The sequence below is a fragment of the Herbidospora solisilvae genome, from assembly GCF_009901565.1.
GTDB classification, from domain to species: Bacteria; Actinomycetota; Actinomycetes; order Streptosporangiales; family Streptosporangiaceae; genus Herbidospora; species Herbidospora solisilvae.
On sequence record NZ_WXEW01000001.1, the window covers coordinates 999,413 to 1,014,985 of the forward strand.

A 15,573-nucleotide genomic window follows, 5' to 3' on the forward strand; every position below is an offset into this window, starting at 1 on the left:
AGCCACAGCCGGCCTGCGGCCGTCCGTATCTCGCTCCCATACGGCAGGTGTGGCGTGCGCCACATGAAAGTGCAAGAAATCGATTTCGTCAAGCACTCCGCGAAACGTACCTCATGAAGCCCCTGATCAGGCAAGTAACGGGATGGTATCGATTACAGCGATAACGGCGGCCGGGCGATCTCCGCCCGCAGCACGACCGTGCGGAGCGGCTGGGTGTCGCCGCCGATACGCTCCAGCAGCATGGACGCGGCGGTCCGCCCCAGGTGGCGGGCCGGGAGCCGGACCTGCACCACGCTGACCGGCGGCGGCAGCAGGTAGGGCAGTTCGCCGAGCACGGCGACGCCGAAGCCCTCGGGGTCGATGCCGTTCTCGTGGAGGGCCTGAAGTGCGCCGATGGCCATCAGGTTGTTGGTCGTGACCACGGCGTCGGGCGGCTGGGCCAGCTTGAGCAGGGCGTTCATCGCGGCCCGGCCGCCGTCGACGCGGAAGTTGGCGTGCTGCAGGAAACCGTCGCGGACGACGGTCTTACGGGCCGTCACGACCTGCTTCCAGCCGAGATAACGGTCTTCGGTCTCCTCGATCCCGGCCGGGCCGGCGATGCAGGCGATCCGCCGGAAACCGGCGTCGACCAGGGCGGTCGTGGCGGCGACGCCGGCCGCGCGGTTGTCGATCTTGACCGCGTCGACCGGGTAGGGGGTGGTTCGGTCGACGGCGACCACGGGCCGGCCCAGCGAGGCGATGGCACCGAGGTCGACCTCGTCGGAGGCGGGCGAGAGGATCACGCCGGCCATCTGCTCGGACGCGGCGATCTGCAGGTAGCGCAGCTCCTTGGCCGGGTCGTCGTCGGTGTTGCAGAGCACCACGGAGAAGCCCGACTCCTGGGCGCGGTCTTCGACGCCGCGGGCCAGGGCGGTGAAGAACGGGTTCTCGATGTCGGGGACCAGCAGGCAGATGATCTCTGAGCTCTGCTTGCGCAACCGGCGGGCGGTCTTGTTGGGGGTGAAGCCGAGCTGCTGGGCGGCGTCGCGGACGAGGCGCTGCTTCTCCTCGGAGACGGTGTTGCCGTTGAAAACCCGGGAAACCGTCGCGGGAGAGACCCCGGCGAGCGCCGCAACCTCGTAAATCGTCGCCATAGCGCCACACCATACCCGCGCTTGACACCCCTGATGAGCTCGTCTAGCGTGCCTGAAATCGATTTCAAGACAGGTGAAATCCAATCGGGAAAGGCGGGGGCCGTGAAGCGGTACTCCGGGGAGGCGCGGCGTGCGGTCGCGTTCCCTCTCGGCGGCTTCGGCACCGGACACGTGGCGCTGGCCGCAGACGGGGCGCTGCGGCAGTGGCAACTCGGCGGGGTGCCCAACCATCGGGGTTTCCTGCCCGACAGCTTCTTCGCGCTGCGCGTCTCCTCGACCGAGCCGCCCGACGACGTGGTGCGCCTGCTGCGCGGCGACCCCGTGCCGCCCGGCCCCGACCCGGCGCCCAACGTGTCCGACGCCGAGGTGCCCGACCTGGGACGACTCCCGTCGTGGCCGACCGTGGCCGCGACCGAGTTCCGGGCGGCCTACCCCTTCGCCGAGGTCGACTACCTCGACGACGGGCTGCCGGTGGCGGTGTCGATGTCGGCCTTCACCCCGTTCGTGCCGCTCGACGCCGACGCGAGTTCGTTGCCGCTGGTGCGCTACCGGTTCACGGTGACCAACACGAGCGCCGAGTTCCGGCACGGCTTCCTGCTGGGCACCCTGCAGAACGCGGTCGGCTGGGACGGCGTCACCCCCATCGACGGCACCCGCGGCGCGGGCTACGGCGGGAACGTGAACCGGCTGCTCAGGCGGCCGGGGCAGACCGGCGTGCTGATGGACAACCCGTCGCTCGGCGAGGCCGACGAGGGCTACGGCGAGATGTTGTTGTGGACCGACGCCCCGGCGATCGCCTTCCCCCGCGCGGTCGGCGCGGAGGCGCTGCTGCGGTTCGCCGAGACGGTCAAGCTCGTGACCCCGGTGCAACTGGGCGACTTCTCCGACGCCGCGCTGCGGGCCGCGCTGGCCGACGGCGCCTCTCCCCTGCGGGCGCCCGCCGGGCCCAGCCCGGCCGGTTTCACGTGGGACGCCGCCGTGGCCGCCGCGTTCGCGCTGGCGCCGGGCGAGATCGCGACGATCGATTTCGTGCACGCCTGGTGGTTCCCCAACCGGTTCGCCGACTTCGACCGGTTCGGTCCGACCCCGTCCTATGCCGGGAGCCGGTTCTGGGTGGGCAACCACTACGCGACTCGGTTCGGGGGCGCGGTCGACGTGCTGGACGCCTACCTGGCCGACCGCGACCACCTCGACTCGACGTCCCGGGCGTGGGCCTCGGCGGTCGCCGACAGCGACCTGCCGGAGATCCTCAAGGACGTGATCTCGGCGCAGGGCACGCTGGTGCGGTCGCCGTCGCTGTTCCGGACCGCCGACGGTCGGGCCTACGGGTTCGAGGGGGCGCTGGGGGCCTCCACCCGGAACTGGAACGGGGACGTCGGCGGGTCGTGCCCGCTGAACTGCAACCACGTCTTCAACTACGAGCAGGCGCTGGCCCGGTTGTTCCCGTCGCTCGGGCGGGACATGCGGGAGACCGAGTTCGCCGTCCAGGCCCCCGACGGGTCGATCCCGCACCGGGTCGCGTTGCCGCTCTACCTGCCGCAGTACCACGACGTCGCCATCGGGGGCCCGGTCCGGCCGGCGCTCGACGGGATGCTGGGGGCGGTGCTCAAGACGTACCGATCGGTTCTGGACGGATCGGGCCTCGACTGGCTCCGCGAGCAGTGGCCCGCGCTGCGGCGGCTGATGGAGCACGTCACCCGCACCTGGGACCCCGACGGGACCGGCATCCTGCGCGGCGACCAGCCCTGCACCTACGACATCAGCCTGCACGGACCGAACATGTTCGTCGGCGGGTTGTGGCTGGCGGCGCTGCGGGCGATGGAGGAGATGGCCCGGCTCGTGGAGCCCGCGCCGGCCGCCGGTTTCGCGAAACTGTTCACGCTCGGGCGGGACGGCTACGACACGTTGTTGTGGACGGGCGAGTACTACGGCCAGCCCGACACCGGCGAGGAGCACGACTTCGGCCGGGGCTGCCTGTCCGACCAGCTCCTCGGCCAGTGGTGGGCCCATCAGCTCGGCCTGGGCCACATCCTGCCCCCCGACCGGGTCAGGACCGCCCTGGCCTCGATCGTCCGCTACAACCTGCGCACCGGTTTCGAGCCGCACGGCTACCGCTCGTTCGCCGACGGCGGCGAAACCGGGCTGGTCGTCTGCACGTGGCCGCACGGCGGCCGGCCCGCCGTGCCCCTGCGCTACTGCGACGAGGTCTGGACCGGCGTGGAGTATCAGGTCGCGGCGAGTTGCCTGTACGAGGGCCTGACCGACGAGGCGTTCCGCATCCTCGACGGCCTGCGCGACCGGTACGACGGGACCCGCCGCAACCCGTTCAACGAGATCGAGTGCGGCGACCACTACGTGCGCGCGATGGCCGGATGGTCGCTGCTCGACGCCTACACGGGCTTCCGGCGCGACCCCGCGACCGGGCAGGTCACGGCCACGCGGCCGGGGCGGTTCCCGGTGGTCGCGGGCACGGCGTGGGGGGTGCTGACCGTGTCCGCGGACGGGGAGGCGTCGATCGACGTGCGGGGCGGCCGGTAAGGCGCTGCCCAGGCTGTCTCTTGGTGAGACGACCAGGACGGTGTGCCTACGGGGCGGTCACCGCCGCGATGAGCGTCAATAGAGCGCCTCGATGAGCGGCGTCCAGCGTGGGTCCGGGCCGGCCGCGGTCAGCAGGGTGCGGCTCGGGGTGAAGGCGAAGGCGAAGCCCTCGTCGGGATCCGCGAAGGCGAGCGCTCCCCCGGACCCGCTGTGGCCGAAGGCTCGCGGGTTGGGGGAGAACGGCCGGGTGGGGTTGGCGAGCATGAAGCCCAGCCCGAACCGGGTCGGCGACCCCAGCACCTCGTCGTGGCCCTCGCTCCGGGGTTCGATCATCTCGGGCAGGTTCGGCGAGCTCAGCAGTTCGCCGTAGAGGGTGGCCAGGGCGCGCGCGTTGGCGTGCACGTTGGCGGCCGGGATCTGCGCCGCGCGCCACCTCGCCGTGTTGGGCAGGCCGGGGGTCAGCTGCTCGGCGGGGTTCGCGAACGCCTTCACCGTGATCTCGCTCACCGGCATCCGGGGCGGCGGCCCGTGCGGCTCGGGCGGCAGCACGTCCCTGACCCGGGTGCCGTCGGCCAGCCCGACGCTGAGGCCGTCGATGCCCAGGTCCCGTACGAGCTCCCTGACGGTCCGCCCCGTCGCCCGCCGCAGCACCTCGCCGACCAGCCAGCCGAAGGTGACGGCGTGGTAGCCGTGCCGCTCCCCCGGCGGCCACCACGGGTGTTCGGCGGCGAGCGCGCCGGTCATGGCCGTCCAGTCGAACAGCGACCCGTCGGGCAGCTCGCGGCGGATCGCGGGCAGGCCCGCGCGGTGGGAGAGCAGGTCGGCGACGGTGCAGTCGGTGGTGAACTCCGGCCACCACTCGCGCACCGGGCGGTCGAGGCCGGTGAGGTGGCGGTGGGCGAGAGCGGCGACCACCCCCTTTCCGACGGAGAAGACGTTGACGACGTCGTCCCGGGACCAATCACCGGCCCATTCGTCGACGACGAGTTCCCCGTCCTTGTGGACGGCCAGGGCCGCTCCCCCGGGGCCGGCGGCGACGATCCTCTTGAACAGGTCGCGCATGAGGGCGCCTCCAATACTCAACCTTAGTTGTGCAACCTTGGTTGAGTATCGGAGGATGCGGGACGTGCCGTCAAGAGACCTCACGTTGTTGTTCACCGCCCTCGCCGCCGCCTGCGACGAACGGGTCCGCGCCCGGATGGCCGAGGCGGGCTTTCCGGAGGTGCGCTCGGTGCACGGTTACGTCTTCCAGCACCTGCTCACCGGCCCCGTCCGGGTCACCGACCTGGCCGGGCTGCTGGGGATGACGCCGCAGGGGGCGTCCAAGGTCGCGGCCGAGATGGAGCGGATCGGCTACGTCACCCGGCGGGTGTCAGGCGAGGACCAGCGGGTCCGCGCCCTCGAACTCACCGACCGCGGCCGGGAGGCCGTCGAGGCGGGCCGCGCGGCCCGCGCGGCGGTGACCGGGGAACTGCTCGCGGCCCTGCCCGACCCGGAACCCTTCCTCGACGCGCTGACGACGCTGTCGGAACAGACGGGCGCCCTGCGCGACCTCATGGCCCGGCGACTGCGGCCGACACGGTGACCATCGGCGGCGTCACCGGTAATGGGCACAGTGGCGGCCGGCCGCGTCACGGCGTGGTGGGCGCGATCCTGACTGCGGCCATCACGCGGTCGTCGAGGACCTTCTCCGTGCCGTCGAAGGCGGCGACCACCCGCGAGCGCGCCTCCAGTGGGATGGGACGCCACTCGGCCGGGTCGAGGACGGCCAGGATGTCGAAGTGGTCGACCACCAGCAGGGTGCCGCCGGGGCGGACGGCCGCCGCCAGCCGGGGGACGATGTCCTCCAGGGCGTGGACGTAGTTGGTGCAGACCAAGTCATAACCATCGGCCGGGGCGGTCCAGGCGGTGAGGTCGGCCTGCTGCCAGGTGATCCTGCCCGCGACGTCCGGGCCCTCCTGCTCCGCGATGGCGCGGGCGTGGTCGAGCGCCACCGAGGAGATGTCGAGCGCCGTCACCTCCCATCCCCGGCGGGCCAGCCAGACGGCCTCCGCGCCCGGACCGCATCCGGCGTCCAGGACCCGGCCCGGAGTGAGCGTCTCGGCGACGACGAGCAGGTAGGGGTTGGGCTCGTGGCGCAGGGCGGCGGGGTCGGACGTGCGGTACTTGTTCTCCCAGAACTCCCGGTCGAACACCTCGTCGTGGTCGGGGTGGGCACCGTGCCCGTGCCCGTGGCCGGTGTCCGGGTGCTGTCCTGCTGTGCTCATGTGCGCCTCGTGTCGGTGAGTGTGCTGATTTTTCATGATGCCGCCGCGACCGCCTGACGGGTCTCCTCCGCGATGAGGTCGCCGTTGATGCGGGCGCCCGCGAGCGCCCCGGCCGCCGCCGAGGCCCCCACCTGGGCCGTCAGGTCGGTGACGTTGCCCGCCACCCACACCCCGGGCACGTCGGTCTGCCCGTCGGGCGCGGCCGGGATGTGCTCGCCGAAGCCGCCAGGGTGCGGGACCGCCTTGAGGCCGAGCGGCTCCAGGAAGTCCACCCGCGCCCTCAGGTAGGTGGCGACCGCCACGGCGTCGCGCGGCACGACGGTGCCGTCCTTCAGCCGGACGCCGGTGATCCGGTCGTCGGCGATCTCCAGGGCCGCCACCTCGCCGGGCACGACCCGGATGCCCCGGGCGCGGAGCTCCACGGCCTGCTCCCCCGTGGGCGGGTCGGCGGTGAAGAGCACCACGTCGTCGCTGAGCTGGCGGAACATCATCGCCTGGTGGATGCCCATGGGGCTGGTGGCCAGGACGCCGATCGCGCGGTCGCGGACCTCCCAGCCGTGGCAGTAGGGGCAGTGGACGGCGTCGCGGCCCCAGCGCTCCCGCAGGCCGCCGATGTCGGGCAGCACGTCGGTCAGCCCGGTCGTGACGAGCAGGCGGCGGGCGCCGATCCGCCGCCCGTCGGCCAGCGTGACGGTGAAGCCGGGCGTCACGCCGACGACCGAGCCGGTGGTGACGTGGCCGCCGTACCGCTCGACCTCGGCCCTTCCCCGGGCCCGGAGTTCGGCCGGCGGGGTGCCGTCGAGGGCGAACAGGCCGTGGACCGCGTCGGCGGGGGCGTTGCGCGGCTCGCCGGCGTCGACGACCAGGACCGACCGGCGGGAGCGGGCCAGCATGAGGGCCCCGTTGAGCCCGGCCGGGCCGCCGCCGATCACGACTGCGTCATAGGTGTCTCTCATGGCGCCCACTGTGCTTCAGGGCCAGGCGGATATGCAAACTTCTTTGCCGATATGGCAAACTCGCCCGTATGACGGACGACATCGGCCAGGCCCTCGACGCGGTCGGCCCCCGGCTGCGGGCGCTGCGCAAGGAGCGGGAGACCACGCTGGCGGCGCTCGCGGAGGCGACCGGGATCTCGGTCAGCACCCTGTCGCGGCTGGAGTCGGGCGCGCGGCGGCCCACCCTCGAACAGCTGCTGCCGCTGGCCCGCGCCCACGGGGTCACGCTCGACGAGCTCGTCGACGCCCCGGCGACCGGCGATCCGCGGGTCCACCTGCGCCCGACGTTCCGCAACGGCCTGACCATGTTGCCGCTGACCAGGCGGGCGGGCGGGATCCAGGCGTACAAGATCGTGCTCGCGCCCGGAGACCGGAGCTCCGAGCCGGAGCTGAAGACGCACGAGGGCTACGAGTGGCTCTACATCCTCAACGGGCGGATGCGCGTCATCCTCGGCGAGCACGACGTGATCATGGAACCCGGCGAGGCGGCGGAGTTCGACACGCGGGTGCCCCACTGGTTCGGGGTGGCCGGTGACGAACCGGTCGAGTTCCTGAGCCTGTTCGGCACCCAGGGTGAGCGCATGCACCTGCGGGCGCGGCCGAAGAAGGCGCGGCAGGCAGACCACTTCGACTGAGTGGACCGCGACGGGTCCGCCGGTGGTCTGGTCCGATGCCAGGGTGAACGAAGAACACGTCGGGTTCGCCGGACTGGGTCTCATGGGCCTGCCGATGGCCCTCAACCTGGCCCGCGCCGGGGTCCCGCTCGTCGTCTGGAACCGCACCGCGCGCCGCTGCGCGCCGGTCGCCGAGGCGGGCGCGCTGGTCGCGGCGTCGCCGTCGGAGTTGTTCGGGCGCTGCGCGACCGTGCTGCTGATGCTCGCGGACGAGACGGCGATCGACGCCGTGCTCGACGGCGCCGACGTCCGGGACCGGACCGTGGTGCAGATGGGCACCATCGCCCCGGCCGCCTCGGCGCGGCTGGCCGAGCGGATCACCGCCGCGGGCGGCTGTTACGTCGAGGCGCCCGTGTCGGGGTCGCGCGGCCCGGCCGAGGCCGGTGAGCTGGTCTTCCTGCTGTCCGGCCCACCCGGCGCGACCGCCCGGGTCGCCGGGCTGCTGGGCCCGATGGGGCGGGCCTGGTTCGACTGCGGCGCGGTGCCGGGGGCGCTGACGACGAAGCTCGCGGTCAACCTGTTCCTGATCACGATGGTGACCGGCCTCGCGGAGGCCTTCCACTTCGCCGAGGAGCACGGGCTCGACCCCGCGCTGGTGGAGCGGGTCCTGGACGCCGGGCCGATGGCCTCGGCCGTGTCGCGGGCCAAGGCCGCGAAGATCGTGTCGGCCGACTTCACGCCCCAGGCGGCGATCGGCGACGTGCTGAAGAACGCCCGCCTGGTCGCCGAGGCGGCGGCCGGCATCGGGTCGCCGCTGATCGACACCTGCCACGAACTCTTCCGGGAGACGCTGGACCTCGGCCACGGCGCGGCCGACATGGCGGCCGTGATCGAGGCGCTGCGGGCCCGGACGGCCGGCCGGTCCACCCTGGCAGACTGGACCGATGACGTGGGGGACACGGCTGTCGGCACGGGCGCTGCTGCCGCTGCTGGGTGAGTGGCACGGCTCCCCCGCCTACGCGGCGCTGGCCGGGCGGATCCGGCTGCTCATCGGCGACGGCCGGATCACGGCCGGCACCCGCCTGCCGTCCGAGCGGGAGCTCGCCGCCGCGCTGAGCCGCAGCCGCAGCACGGTCGTGGCCGCCTACCAGTCGCTCCGCGACTCGGGCCACCTGGTCAGCGTGCACGGCTCCGGCAGCCGGGCGGTGCTGCCCCGGGAGCGGCGGCGCGAGGTCGACTTCGCGCGGGCGGCGCCCCCGCCGGTCGAGGGCCTCGACGAGCTGCTGGCCGGGCTCGCGCCCTGCCTGACCTCGGCCCTCGACGGGCCGGCCTTCGACCTGCTGGGCAACCGGGCGCTCCGGGAGGCCATCGCCGACCGGTATGTCCGGCGCGGCCTGGCGACCACGCCCGACGAGATCGTGGTCACGACGGGCGGCCAGCACGCCATCGCCCTGGCCGCGCAGACCCTCGTCCGCCGCGCCGACCACGTGCTGGTCGAGTCGCCCACCTACCCGCACGCCTGCGAGGCGCTGCTGCGGGCCGGCGCGCGGCCCGTCGTCACGCCGGTGACCACGGCCGGATGGGACACCGGCCAGCTCGTCGCCCTGCTCGGCCAGGTCAGACCGGCGCTGGCCTACCTGATCCCCGACTTCCACAACCCCACGGGCGCGTCGATGCCGCCGGACGACCGCGTCCGGGTCGCCGAGGCGGCGCGCCGGGCCGGGACGACGCTGCTGATCGACGAGACCACCGCCGACCTGTCCATCGACCGCCCCTGGGACGACGGCCCGTTCGCCCGGCACGCCCACGGCGCCGACGTCGTCACGATCGGGTCGCTCAGCAAGTCGGTGTGGGGCGGGCTGCGGCTGGGATGGTTGCGGGCCGACGCGAGCGTCGTCCACCGGCTGGTGCAGGCCCGCCCGGCGGGTGACCTCGGCACCCCGCAACTGGAGCAGCTGCTCGGTGAACGGGTGGTGCGGGCGCTGCCCGGCCTGCTGCCCCGGCGGGCCGCCCAGCTGCGCGTCAACCGGGACACCCTCTACGACCTGCTCGCCCGCCACCTGCCGGGCTGGCGGGTGCCGAGGGTCGACGGCGGCCTGTCCCTGTGGGCGGGGCTCGACCGGCCGGCGAGTTCGGCGCTCGCGCAACTGTGCCAGGCACGCGGCATCGCGCTGTCGGCCGGACCGCGGTTCGGGATCGGCGGGTCGCACGAACGTTTCGTCCGGCTGCCCTTCACGATGGCCGCCGACGACCTCGACCGGGGTGTGCGCGCGCTCGCCGAGTGCTGGGCGCAGGTCGGCGCCGACGTTCCGGGGCCCGGCCCCGTGGTGGTGTAGAACGGGACGATGGCAGCCTTGAGAAGTCTGGCGGCGACCGTCTGGCGGGCGATCGGGGACGCGGTGCAGTGGCGCCTGCTCTGGTTGTCGCAGGCGACGTTCATGGTCGGGGTGGTGGGCGTCATCCGCGACGACGACGGCCGGGTGTTGCTGCTGAAACACCGTTTCTGGCCTGAGGGCCGCCAGTGGGGCCTGCCGACCGGCTACGCCAAACGCGGCGAGACCTTCGAGGACACCGTCGTCCGGGAGGTCATGGAGGAGACCGGGCTCAAGGCCCGGGTCAACCGGCTGGTGCGGGTCGAGAGCGGGTTCCGGCTGCGGGTCGAGGTCGCCTACGAGGGCGAACTGCTCGGCGGCACCCTGGCCCTCGACCCGACCGAGATCCTCGAAGCGGGCTGGTTCCCCGCCGACGCCCTGCCCGGCGAACTGATGCCGGGCCACCGTCTTCTGGTGGCCGCGACCTCCGCCGGAAGTCGGTGACTCCGGTTGACCTTCCGCGCTGACGCCGGGAGGCGGCCGCGCGGAACCGTGTCCTTTCATGAACCTGCTCACCGCCGCCGCGCTGACGGCCGGCCTCCTCACCGCTCCCGCACCGGCCCTGCCCGCGCCCACCGGCCCGCATCCGGTCGGCGCGACGGCCCTGCACCTCGTCGACCGCTCCCGTCCCGATCCGTGGGTGCCCGCGTCCGGCCCGCGACAGCTCATGGTGACGGTCTGGTATCCGGCGCTCTCCTCGAAGGGCGAACGGTTCCGGTACGTCACCACGGCCGAGTCGGCCAACATCCTGGCCCGGGTGCCCGGGGCGGCCGACCTGCCGCCCGGCGTGCTGGCCACGACCCGCACCCACGCCCGGTCGGGCGCCCCGATGGTCCGGCGGCCCCTGCCCCTCGTGGTGCTCTCGCCCGGCTTCTCCTTTCCCCGGGCCACCCTGACCTCCCTCGGGGAGGACCTGGCCAGCCGGGGTTATCTGGTGGCGGCGGTGGAACACACGTACGAGTCGGTCGGCACGACCTTCCCGGACGGGCACACGACGACGTGCGTGGTGTGTGAGCGTCCGCAGACCAAGGAACTCGGCGCGCAGGTCTCGGCGGGGCGCGTCAAGGACCTGACGTTCGTCATCGACCAGTTGAAGAGGCGCTTCCGCGTCGACGGGGTCGCGGTCGCGGGTCACTCGATGGGCGGCAACGCCGCCGTCCACACGATGGCGGCCCGGCCGTCGATCCGCGCGGCCGTCGACTTCGACGGCACCCTTCTTCCCGACGCGCCGCCGCTGAACGGGCCGGTCCTGCTGATGGGGACGGTCCGGACGGACACGACGTGGCCGCCCGTGCAGGCCAGGCCCAAGACGTGGCGGGAGGTGACCGGCACCGACCACTCGTCGTTCACCGACTACGCGATCCTGCGGGGGCAGGTGGGCCTGCCGTCGCAGCCGCTCGACGGGGCCCGGGCCATCGAGATCACCCGGGCGTACACGGCCTGGTTCCTGGACCGGCACCTGCGCGGCCGTCAGACGCCCGAGCCGGAGTTCCCCGAGGTCCGCAGCCGCGCCTGAACACCGTGGTCGGCGAGGACGTCGCGCAGCAGGGCGCGGCAGGCGGCGTCCTCGTCACGGAAGACGCGCAGGCCGGACTTCTGGCCGCGTTCGCTGTAGTAGACGTGCCAGCCGTCGGACGCCGCGACGAGACAGTAGCGTTCGTCAAGGTCACGACCGATGGAGTGCACGTCGATGCCCAGAGACGCGAGATGCGCGGCGAGGTCGGCGGCGGTCATACGAGGGTCCCCTGGTGATGACGCGCGACCCAGCCGTCGGCGGTCCACGTCCAGACGGTCGACCGGCGGCTGACCCGCCCGTCCTGGTCGAGCAGATACGTCACGAGCCACGTGTCGCCTTCGAGGCGCCGGGACGTGAAGTCCGTGACCTCCCACGGGTCGTCGTGGGGACGGGAGTGACGCTCGGCCAGCGTGTCGAGGACGAACTCCCGCGAGTAGAGCCGTCCGGAGGCGCCGATCTCGAAGAAGTCGGGGGCCGTCATGCGCTCGAAGAACGCGCGGCCGGCCCCGGCGGGCGCCCGGTGGAAGATCGGTTCGAGCGCGCGGAGTTCGCCGTCCATGACCATCTCCCCCAGCGTACGGACACGCTGCCAGCGGGTCCACATCCCCGGGAGTGGGGTTCGTCGGCTGTCTGATCCTGCGGGTGGCTTGCGTTCCCACTATCGGACAGCGACGAACCGAACGGGCGATCTCAGGAGTTCCTGACCATGCGCTCTCCGCCGAGCGAGAGCAGCAGGAACATGTCGAACTCGTGGACGGCGCCCTTGTCCAACCGGCGGATCGCCTCCACCGCCGTCCTCGCCCTCCTCACATGGCTGAGGGTCGCCGTGCGGATCGCGAGGTAACCGGGGTCGTAGTCGGCGACGTGCCGGAGGGCCTGGAGCTCGCCGAAGGAGTCCGCGACCAGCACGAGGTCGGGGTCGACCCGGCCGTGCACGCTGAGCAGCCTGGTCACCGCCTCGGGCGCGCTCTTGTCGGCCGCGATCGCGGTCACCCATCGGGCGGTCTGGCGGAAGTTGCCGTGGGCGTACCAGCGGCTGACGGCGTGCCGGTGGTCGTCCGTGCCGCTTGTCACCGCGCGCCGGGCGCCCTGCCCGACGAGTTCGTGGAACACGGCGTAGTAGGCGGTCGAGGTGGCCCGGCGCAGATGCGCGGGGCGGGGGCGGACCGCGATCAGCTCGGCGAGAGTGAGGTAGTCGTCCGCCTTGATTCGCTTCACGCCTGCTCCTCGTCGTCGTCATCGGCGAGGTCCCGCTCGGCCCAGTCACGCTGGGTGTAGAACCGGGCGTAGACGTAGTGGTCGAGTCCGTGTTCGACCGCCAGCCTGTTGCCGTTCATGCTCACGGCGTGGCACATCATGGGGTCCCAGCCGTCGTCGCCCACGCCGTCCATGACGATGTGGGCCCACAGGCCCTCTTCTCCCTCGGAGTCCACCATGGGCTCCAGCGTGACCTGGGTGATGCCGAGGTCGCCGGGGATCTCCGACGTGCGGATGGCCTCCGCGAGTTCGGTCAGGGTCCGCGTCCACGTGTCTGCGCTCATGGGGCGCATTGTTCTTGTCTGCATACGTCTAGTAGACCAGCGACATGGCCTCCCTGTCCTGTGTATACGGTCAATTGGGCAGGATGAGATCCGGGATCTGCGCCACGCCGGGCAGGATGTGGGTGTGCGGGACCGCGCCCAGGCCCGCCGCGTCCTGGGCGCCCGTCAGCACGCCGACTACGATCGCGGCGCCCGCGTTGGCACCCGCTTCCAGGTCGCGGACGGTGTCGCCGGCCGTGAGGACCCTGTGGACGTCGGTCACGCCCGTCGCCTCCATCGCGCGGAAGATCATGTAGGGCGCCGGACGGCCGGCCGGGACGTCGTCCACGCAGATCACCGCGTCGAAGAAGCCGGTCCAGCCGACCGATTCCAGCAGGCCCGTCGTCACCTCGCGGTCGAAGCCGGTCGTCAGCGCGACCTGCACGCCCGCCTCCCGCAACCGGGTCACCGCCTCGGTCACTCCGGGCAGGGGGTGCGGGGGCCTGGCCGCGTACCGGGCCGCGAGGCGGGCGCGGAAGTCCTGGTAGACGGCCTCCGACGGTTCGCCGAGGAGTGCGGCGACGGCCTCGCGTTTGCCGGCGCCCATCCAGCGGTGCACCTCATCCGTGGTGGGGGTGGCGCCGGCGGCCCTGACGGCGGCCTCCAGGGCGTCGTACACGCTGCCGTGTTCCTCGATCGTCGTTCCGGCGACGTCCAGGACGACCAGTTCGATCATGACACCTGTCCTCGGGTGCGGAGCAGGGCCGGGCGGGCCCGCTGGGAGTTGTCGATCGTGAAGGAGACGGCGTCGGGCCGGTATCGGTCGTCGGAGTACTCGATCGGCTCACCGGCGGCCGAGGTGGTGTGGCGGCGTTCGCGCAGCAGGGGCGTGCCGGGAGGCAGGTCGAGCAGGTCCGCGTCGACGGGGTCGGCGCCGACGGCGTCGATGACGTGGCGGGCGCGGGCCAGGTCGACGCCCCGGGCGGTGAGGAAGGCGTGGATCGAGCCGGCGTCGCAGTCGTGGCCGGACAGCAGGCGGCCGACCGGCCACACGAACGTGGTGCGTTCGACCATCACCGGCGTGCCGTCGAGCAGGCGGAGCCGCAGCAGCTCCAGGACGGGCTCGCCCTCCGGCACGGACAGCGCCTCGGCCGCCTCGGGCGAGGCGGCGCGGCGGGCGATCTCGATCGTGCGCTGGCCGGGGGTGCGGCCGAGGTCCTCGGCCCAGCGGGAGAAGGACAGGAGCGTCTCGAACGGCTGGCCGGCCGCCGTCGAGCGCACCACGGGAGGTCTGCCCTGGCCGCCGCCGATCAGGCCCTCGGCGCGCAGGGTCGCCAGCGCCTGGCGGACGGGGGCCCGTGAGGCACCGAACTGTTCGCACAACTGCGACTCCGACGGCAGCGCGGCCCCGATCGGCAGCTCGTTCGCGGCGATGCGGCGGCGAAGCTCGGCCGCGATGCGCTGATGTAGGGGGTCGCCCATGTGGCTACCCTACTTGTCATGACAAGTCGGGCGGACCTGGTGGTCGTGGGCGCGGGCGTCGTCGGGCTGGCGCACGCCGTGGACGCGGTGCGCCGGGGGTTGTCGGTCGCCGTCGTCGAACGCGACGGGCACGCGACCGGCGCGTCGGTCCGCAACTTCGGCCACGGGTGCGTGACCGCGCAGGCCGGGGCGGCGCTCGGCTACGCGCTCGACGCCCGGTCGGCCTGGGTGCGGCTGGCCCGCGAGGCCGGGTTCTGGTTGCGCGAGTCGGGCACGGTGCTGGTCGCCCGGCACGACGACGAGCTGGGCGTCCTCGACGAGTTCCGGGAGCGGCGCGGGGACCAAGTCGTGCCGCTCACCTCCCGGGAGGTGGCCGACCGGACCGGGATCGGCGGCCTCGGCGGGGCGTGGTTCCCGATGGACATCCGGGTCGACCCCCGCGAGGCGGTGCCCGCCCTCGCCCGGTGGCTGGCGGCCCGGGGCGTGACCTTCCACTGGGAGACGACCGTCCACACGATCGAGCCCGGCCTGGTCGGCACCTCACGGGGACCGCTGGAGGCCGGCGCCGTGGTGGTCTGCGTCGGGCACGACGTCGACCGGCACTTCCCCGAGCTCGCCTCCCGGTACGGCGTGCGCCGCTGCGCCCTCCACATGTTGCGGGTCGCCGACCCGTACGGGAAGGAGATCGCCCCCGCGGTGCTGACCGGGTTCTCGATGCTCCGCTACGGCGGTTTCGCCGCGCTGCCGGGCCTGGAGGCGGTCCGCGCCCGGCTGGAGAACGAGAGCGCCCCTCTCGTGGACGCGGGGCTGAACCTCATGTTCACCCAGCGGCCCGGCGGCGACCTCGTCATCGGCGACACCCACCGCTACGCGACGACGCTCGACCCGTTCAACGCCGAGGAGCTCGACCGTCACGTGCTCCGCGAGACCGCCCGCCTGCTCGGGGTTGCCCGCCTGGAGGTGCGGGAACGCTGGCGCGGCGTGTACGCCTCGGCCGGGCGGCCCTTCCTCGACGTCTCCCCCATGCCGGGGGTGCGGGTGGTCCCGGTGACCTCCGGGATCGGCATGACGACCGCGTTCGGCCTCGCGCCCCGCGTGCTGGACGAACTGCTCACCTGAGATCAAGGGGACACTAC

Annotated in this window: 18 protein-coding genes; 8 read left to right on the forward strand and 10 right to left on the reverse strand. The window is 73.0% G+C overall.

Annotation, left to right across the window (positions count from 1 at the left end; genetic code table 11):
* Positions 1 to 152: 152 nt before the first annotated feature.
* Positions 153 to 1,133 (reverse strand): LacI family DNA-binding transcriptional regulator, encoded by a 981-nt coding sequence (locus GT755_RS04255; protein WP_161478350.1) that lies wholly within the window; start codon positions 1,131 to 1,133, stop codon positions 153 to 155.
* Positions 1,134 to 1,235: 102 nt separating this feature from the next.
* Here GT755_RS04255 and GT755_RS04260 point away from each other — a divergent pair, with 102 nt between their 5' ends.
* Positions 1,236 to 3,671: a GH116 family glycosyl hydrolase gene (locus GT755_RS04260; RefSeq protein ID WP_202609567.1), complete on the forward strand. Its 2,436-nt coding sequence runs from the start codon at positions 1,236 to 1,238 to the stop codon at positions 3,669 to 3,671.
* 75 nt (positions 3,672 to 3,746) lie between these two features.
* Here the strand turns inward: GT755_RS04260 and GT755_RS04265 are convergent, their stop codons facing one another.
* The gene (locus GT755_RS04265; protein ID WP_161478352.1) at positions 3,747 to 4,733 is read right to left on the reverse strand and encodes a serine hydrolase domain-containing protein; all 987 of its coding nucleotides are present in this window, start codon (positions 4,731 to 4,733) and stop codon (positions 3,747 to 3,749) included.
* Between the two features lie 64 nt (positions 4,734 to 4,797).
* Between GT755_RS04265 and GT755_RS04270 the strand changes: the two genes are divergently transcribed.
* On the forward strand, positions 4,798 to 5,256 hold the full coding sequence (locus tag GT755_RS04270) for a MarR family winged helix-turn-helix transcriptional regulator (protein ID WP_202609568.1): 459 nt from the start codon (positions 4,798 to 4,800) through the stop codon (positions 5,254 to 5,256).
* Between the two features lie 46 nt (positions 5,257 to 5,302).
* Here the strand turns inward: GT755_RS04270 and GT755_RS04275 are convergent, their stop codons facing one another.
* Positions 5,303 to 5,938: a class I SAM-dependent methyltransferase gene (locus tag GT755_RS04275; protein WP_161478354.1), complete on the reverse strand. Its 636-nt coding sequence runs from the start codon at positions 5,936 to 5,938 to the stop codon at positions 5,303 to 5,305.
* 32 nt (positions 5,939 to 5,970) lie between these two features.
* The gene (locus GT755_RS04280) at positions 5,971 to 6,894 is read right to left on the reverse strand and encodes an NAD(P)/FAD-dependent oxidoreductase (protein ID WP_161478355.1); all 924 of its coding nucleotides are present in this window, start codon (positions 6,892 to 6,894) and stop codon (positions 5,971 to 5,973) included.
* A gap of 68 nt (positions 6,895 to 6,962) precedes the next feature.
* On the opposite strand from GT755_RS04280, the gene GT755_RS04285 reads away from it, so the two are divergent.
* The 5 genes from GT755_RS04285 to GT755_RS04305 are packed head-to-tail and all read left to right on the forward strand — an operon-like array spanning position 6,963 to position 11,435.
* Positions 6,963 to 7,568 (forward strand): helix-turn-helix domain-containing protein, encoded by a 606-nt coding sequence (locus GT755_RS04285; RefSeq protein WP_030453000.1) that lies wholly within the window; start codon positions 6,963 to 6,965, stop codon positions 7,566 to 7,568.
* A 43-nt stretch (positions 7,569 to 7,611) separates the two neighbouring features.
* Positions 7,612 to 8,544: an NAD(P)-dependent oxidoreductase gene (locus GT755_RS40920; protein ID WP_328794165.1), complete on the forward strand. Its 933-nt coding sequence runs from the start codon at positions 7,612 to 7,614 to the stop codon at positions 8,542 to 8,544.
* Entirely contained in the window at positions 8,492 to 9,883 is a 1,392-nt protein-coding gene (gene yczR / locus GT755_RS04295; protein WP_161478356.1) for a MocR-like transcription factor YczR, read from the forward strand. Before GT755_RS40920 ends, yczR begins: the two co-directional genes overlap by 53 nt.
* 9 nt (positions 9,884 to 9,892) lie before the next feature.
* On the forward strand, positions 9,893 to 10,363 hold the full coding sequence (locus tag GT755_RS04300; protein WP_161478357.1) for an NUDIX domain-containing protein: 471 nt from the start codon (positions 9,893 to 9,895) through the stop codon (positions 10,361 to 10,363).
* Between the two features lie 58 nt (positions 10,364 to 10,421).
* On the forward strand, positions 10,422 to 11,435 hold the full coding sequence (locus tag GT755_RS04305; protein ID WP_161478358.1) for an alpha/beta hydrolase family protein: 1,014 nt from the start codon (positions 10,422 to 10,424) through the stop codon (positions 11,433 to 11,435).
* Here GT755_RS04305 and GT755_RS04310 read toward each other — a convergent pair.
* From GT755_RS04310 to GT755_RS04335, 6 genes are all read right to left on the reverse strand, one after another.
* Positions 11,390 to 11,653 (reverse strand): hypothetical protein, encoded by a 264-nt coding sequence (locus GT755_RS04310; protein ID WP_202609569.1) that lies wholly within the window; start codon positions 11,651 to 11,653, stop codon positions 11,390 to 11,392. The two genes, GT755_RS04305 and GT755_RS04310, sit on opposite strands and share 46 nt — an antisense overlap.
* Positions 11,650 to 11,994, reverse strand: a complete 345-nt coding sequence (locus GT755_RS04315) for a nuclear transport factor 2 family protein (RefSeq protein ID WP_202609570.1) — start codon at positions 11,992 to 11,994, stop codon at positions 11,650 to 11,652. Before GT755_RS04315 ends, GT755_RS04310 begins: the two co-directional genes overlap by 4 nt.
* 131 nt (positions 11,995 to 12,125) lie before the next feature.
* A complete protein-coding gene (locus GT755_RS04320) occupies positions 12,126 to 12,653 on the reverse strand; it encodes a hypothetical protein (RefSeq protein WP_161478359.1) in 528 nt (175 codons plus the stop codon).
* Positions 12,650 to 12,976, reverse strand: a complete 327-nt coding sequence (locus GT755_RS04325) for a hypothetical protein (protein ID WP_161478360.1) — start codon at positions 12,974 to 12,976, stop codon at positions 12,650 to 12,652. The genes GT755_RS04320 and GT755_RS04325 overlap by 4 nt, the downstream gene beginning before the upstream one ends.
* Before the next feature lie 70 nt (positions 12,977 to 13,046).
* Positions 13,047 to 13,691 carry a phosphonatase-like hydrolase gene (locus tag GT755_RS04330; RefSeq protein WP_161478361.1) on the reverse strand — a complete coding sequence of 215 codons (645 nt, stop codon included), beginning with the start codon at positions 13,689 to 13,691 and terminating at the stop codon, positions 13,047 to 13,049.
* On the reverse strand, positions 13,688 to 14,437 hold the full coding sequence (locus GT755_RS04335) for a GntR family transcriptional regulator (RefSeq protein ID WP_161478362.1): 750 nt from the start codon (positions 14,435 to 14,437) through the stop codon (positions 13,688 to 13,690). The genes GT755_RS04330 and GT755_RS04335 overlap by 4 nt, the downstream gene beginning before the upstream one ends.
* An 18-nt stretch (positions 14,438 to 14,455) precedes the next feature.
* Between GT755_RS04335 and GT755_RS04340 the strand changes: the two genes are divergently transcribed.
* Positions 14,456 to 15,556 carry a TIGR03364 family FAD-dependent oxidoreductase gene (locus GT755_RS04340; protein ID WP_161478363.1) on the forward strand — a complete coding sequence of 367 codons (1,101 nt, stop codon included), beginning with the start codon at positions 14,456 to 14,458 and terminating at the stop codon, positions 15,554 to 15,556.
* The last annotated feature ends 17 nt before the right edge of the window (positions 15,557 to 15,573 follow it).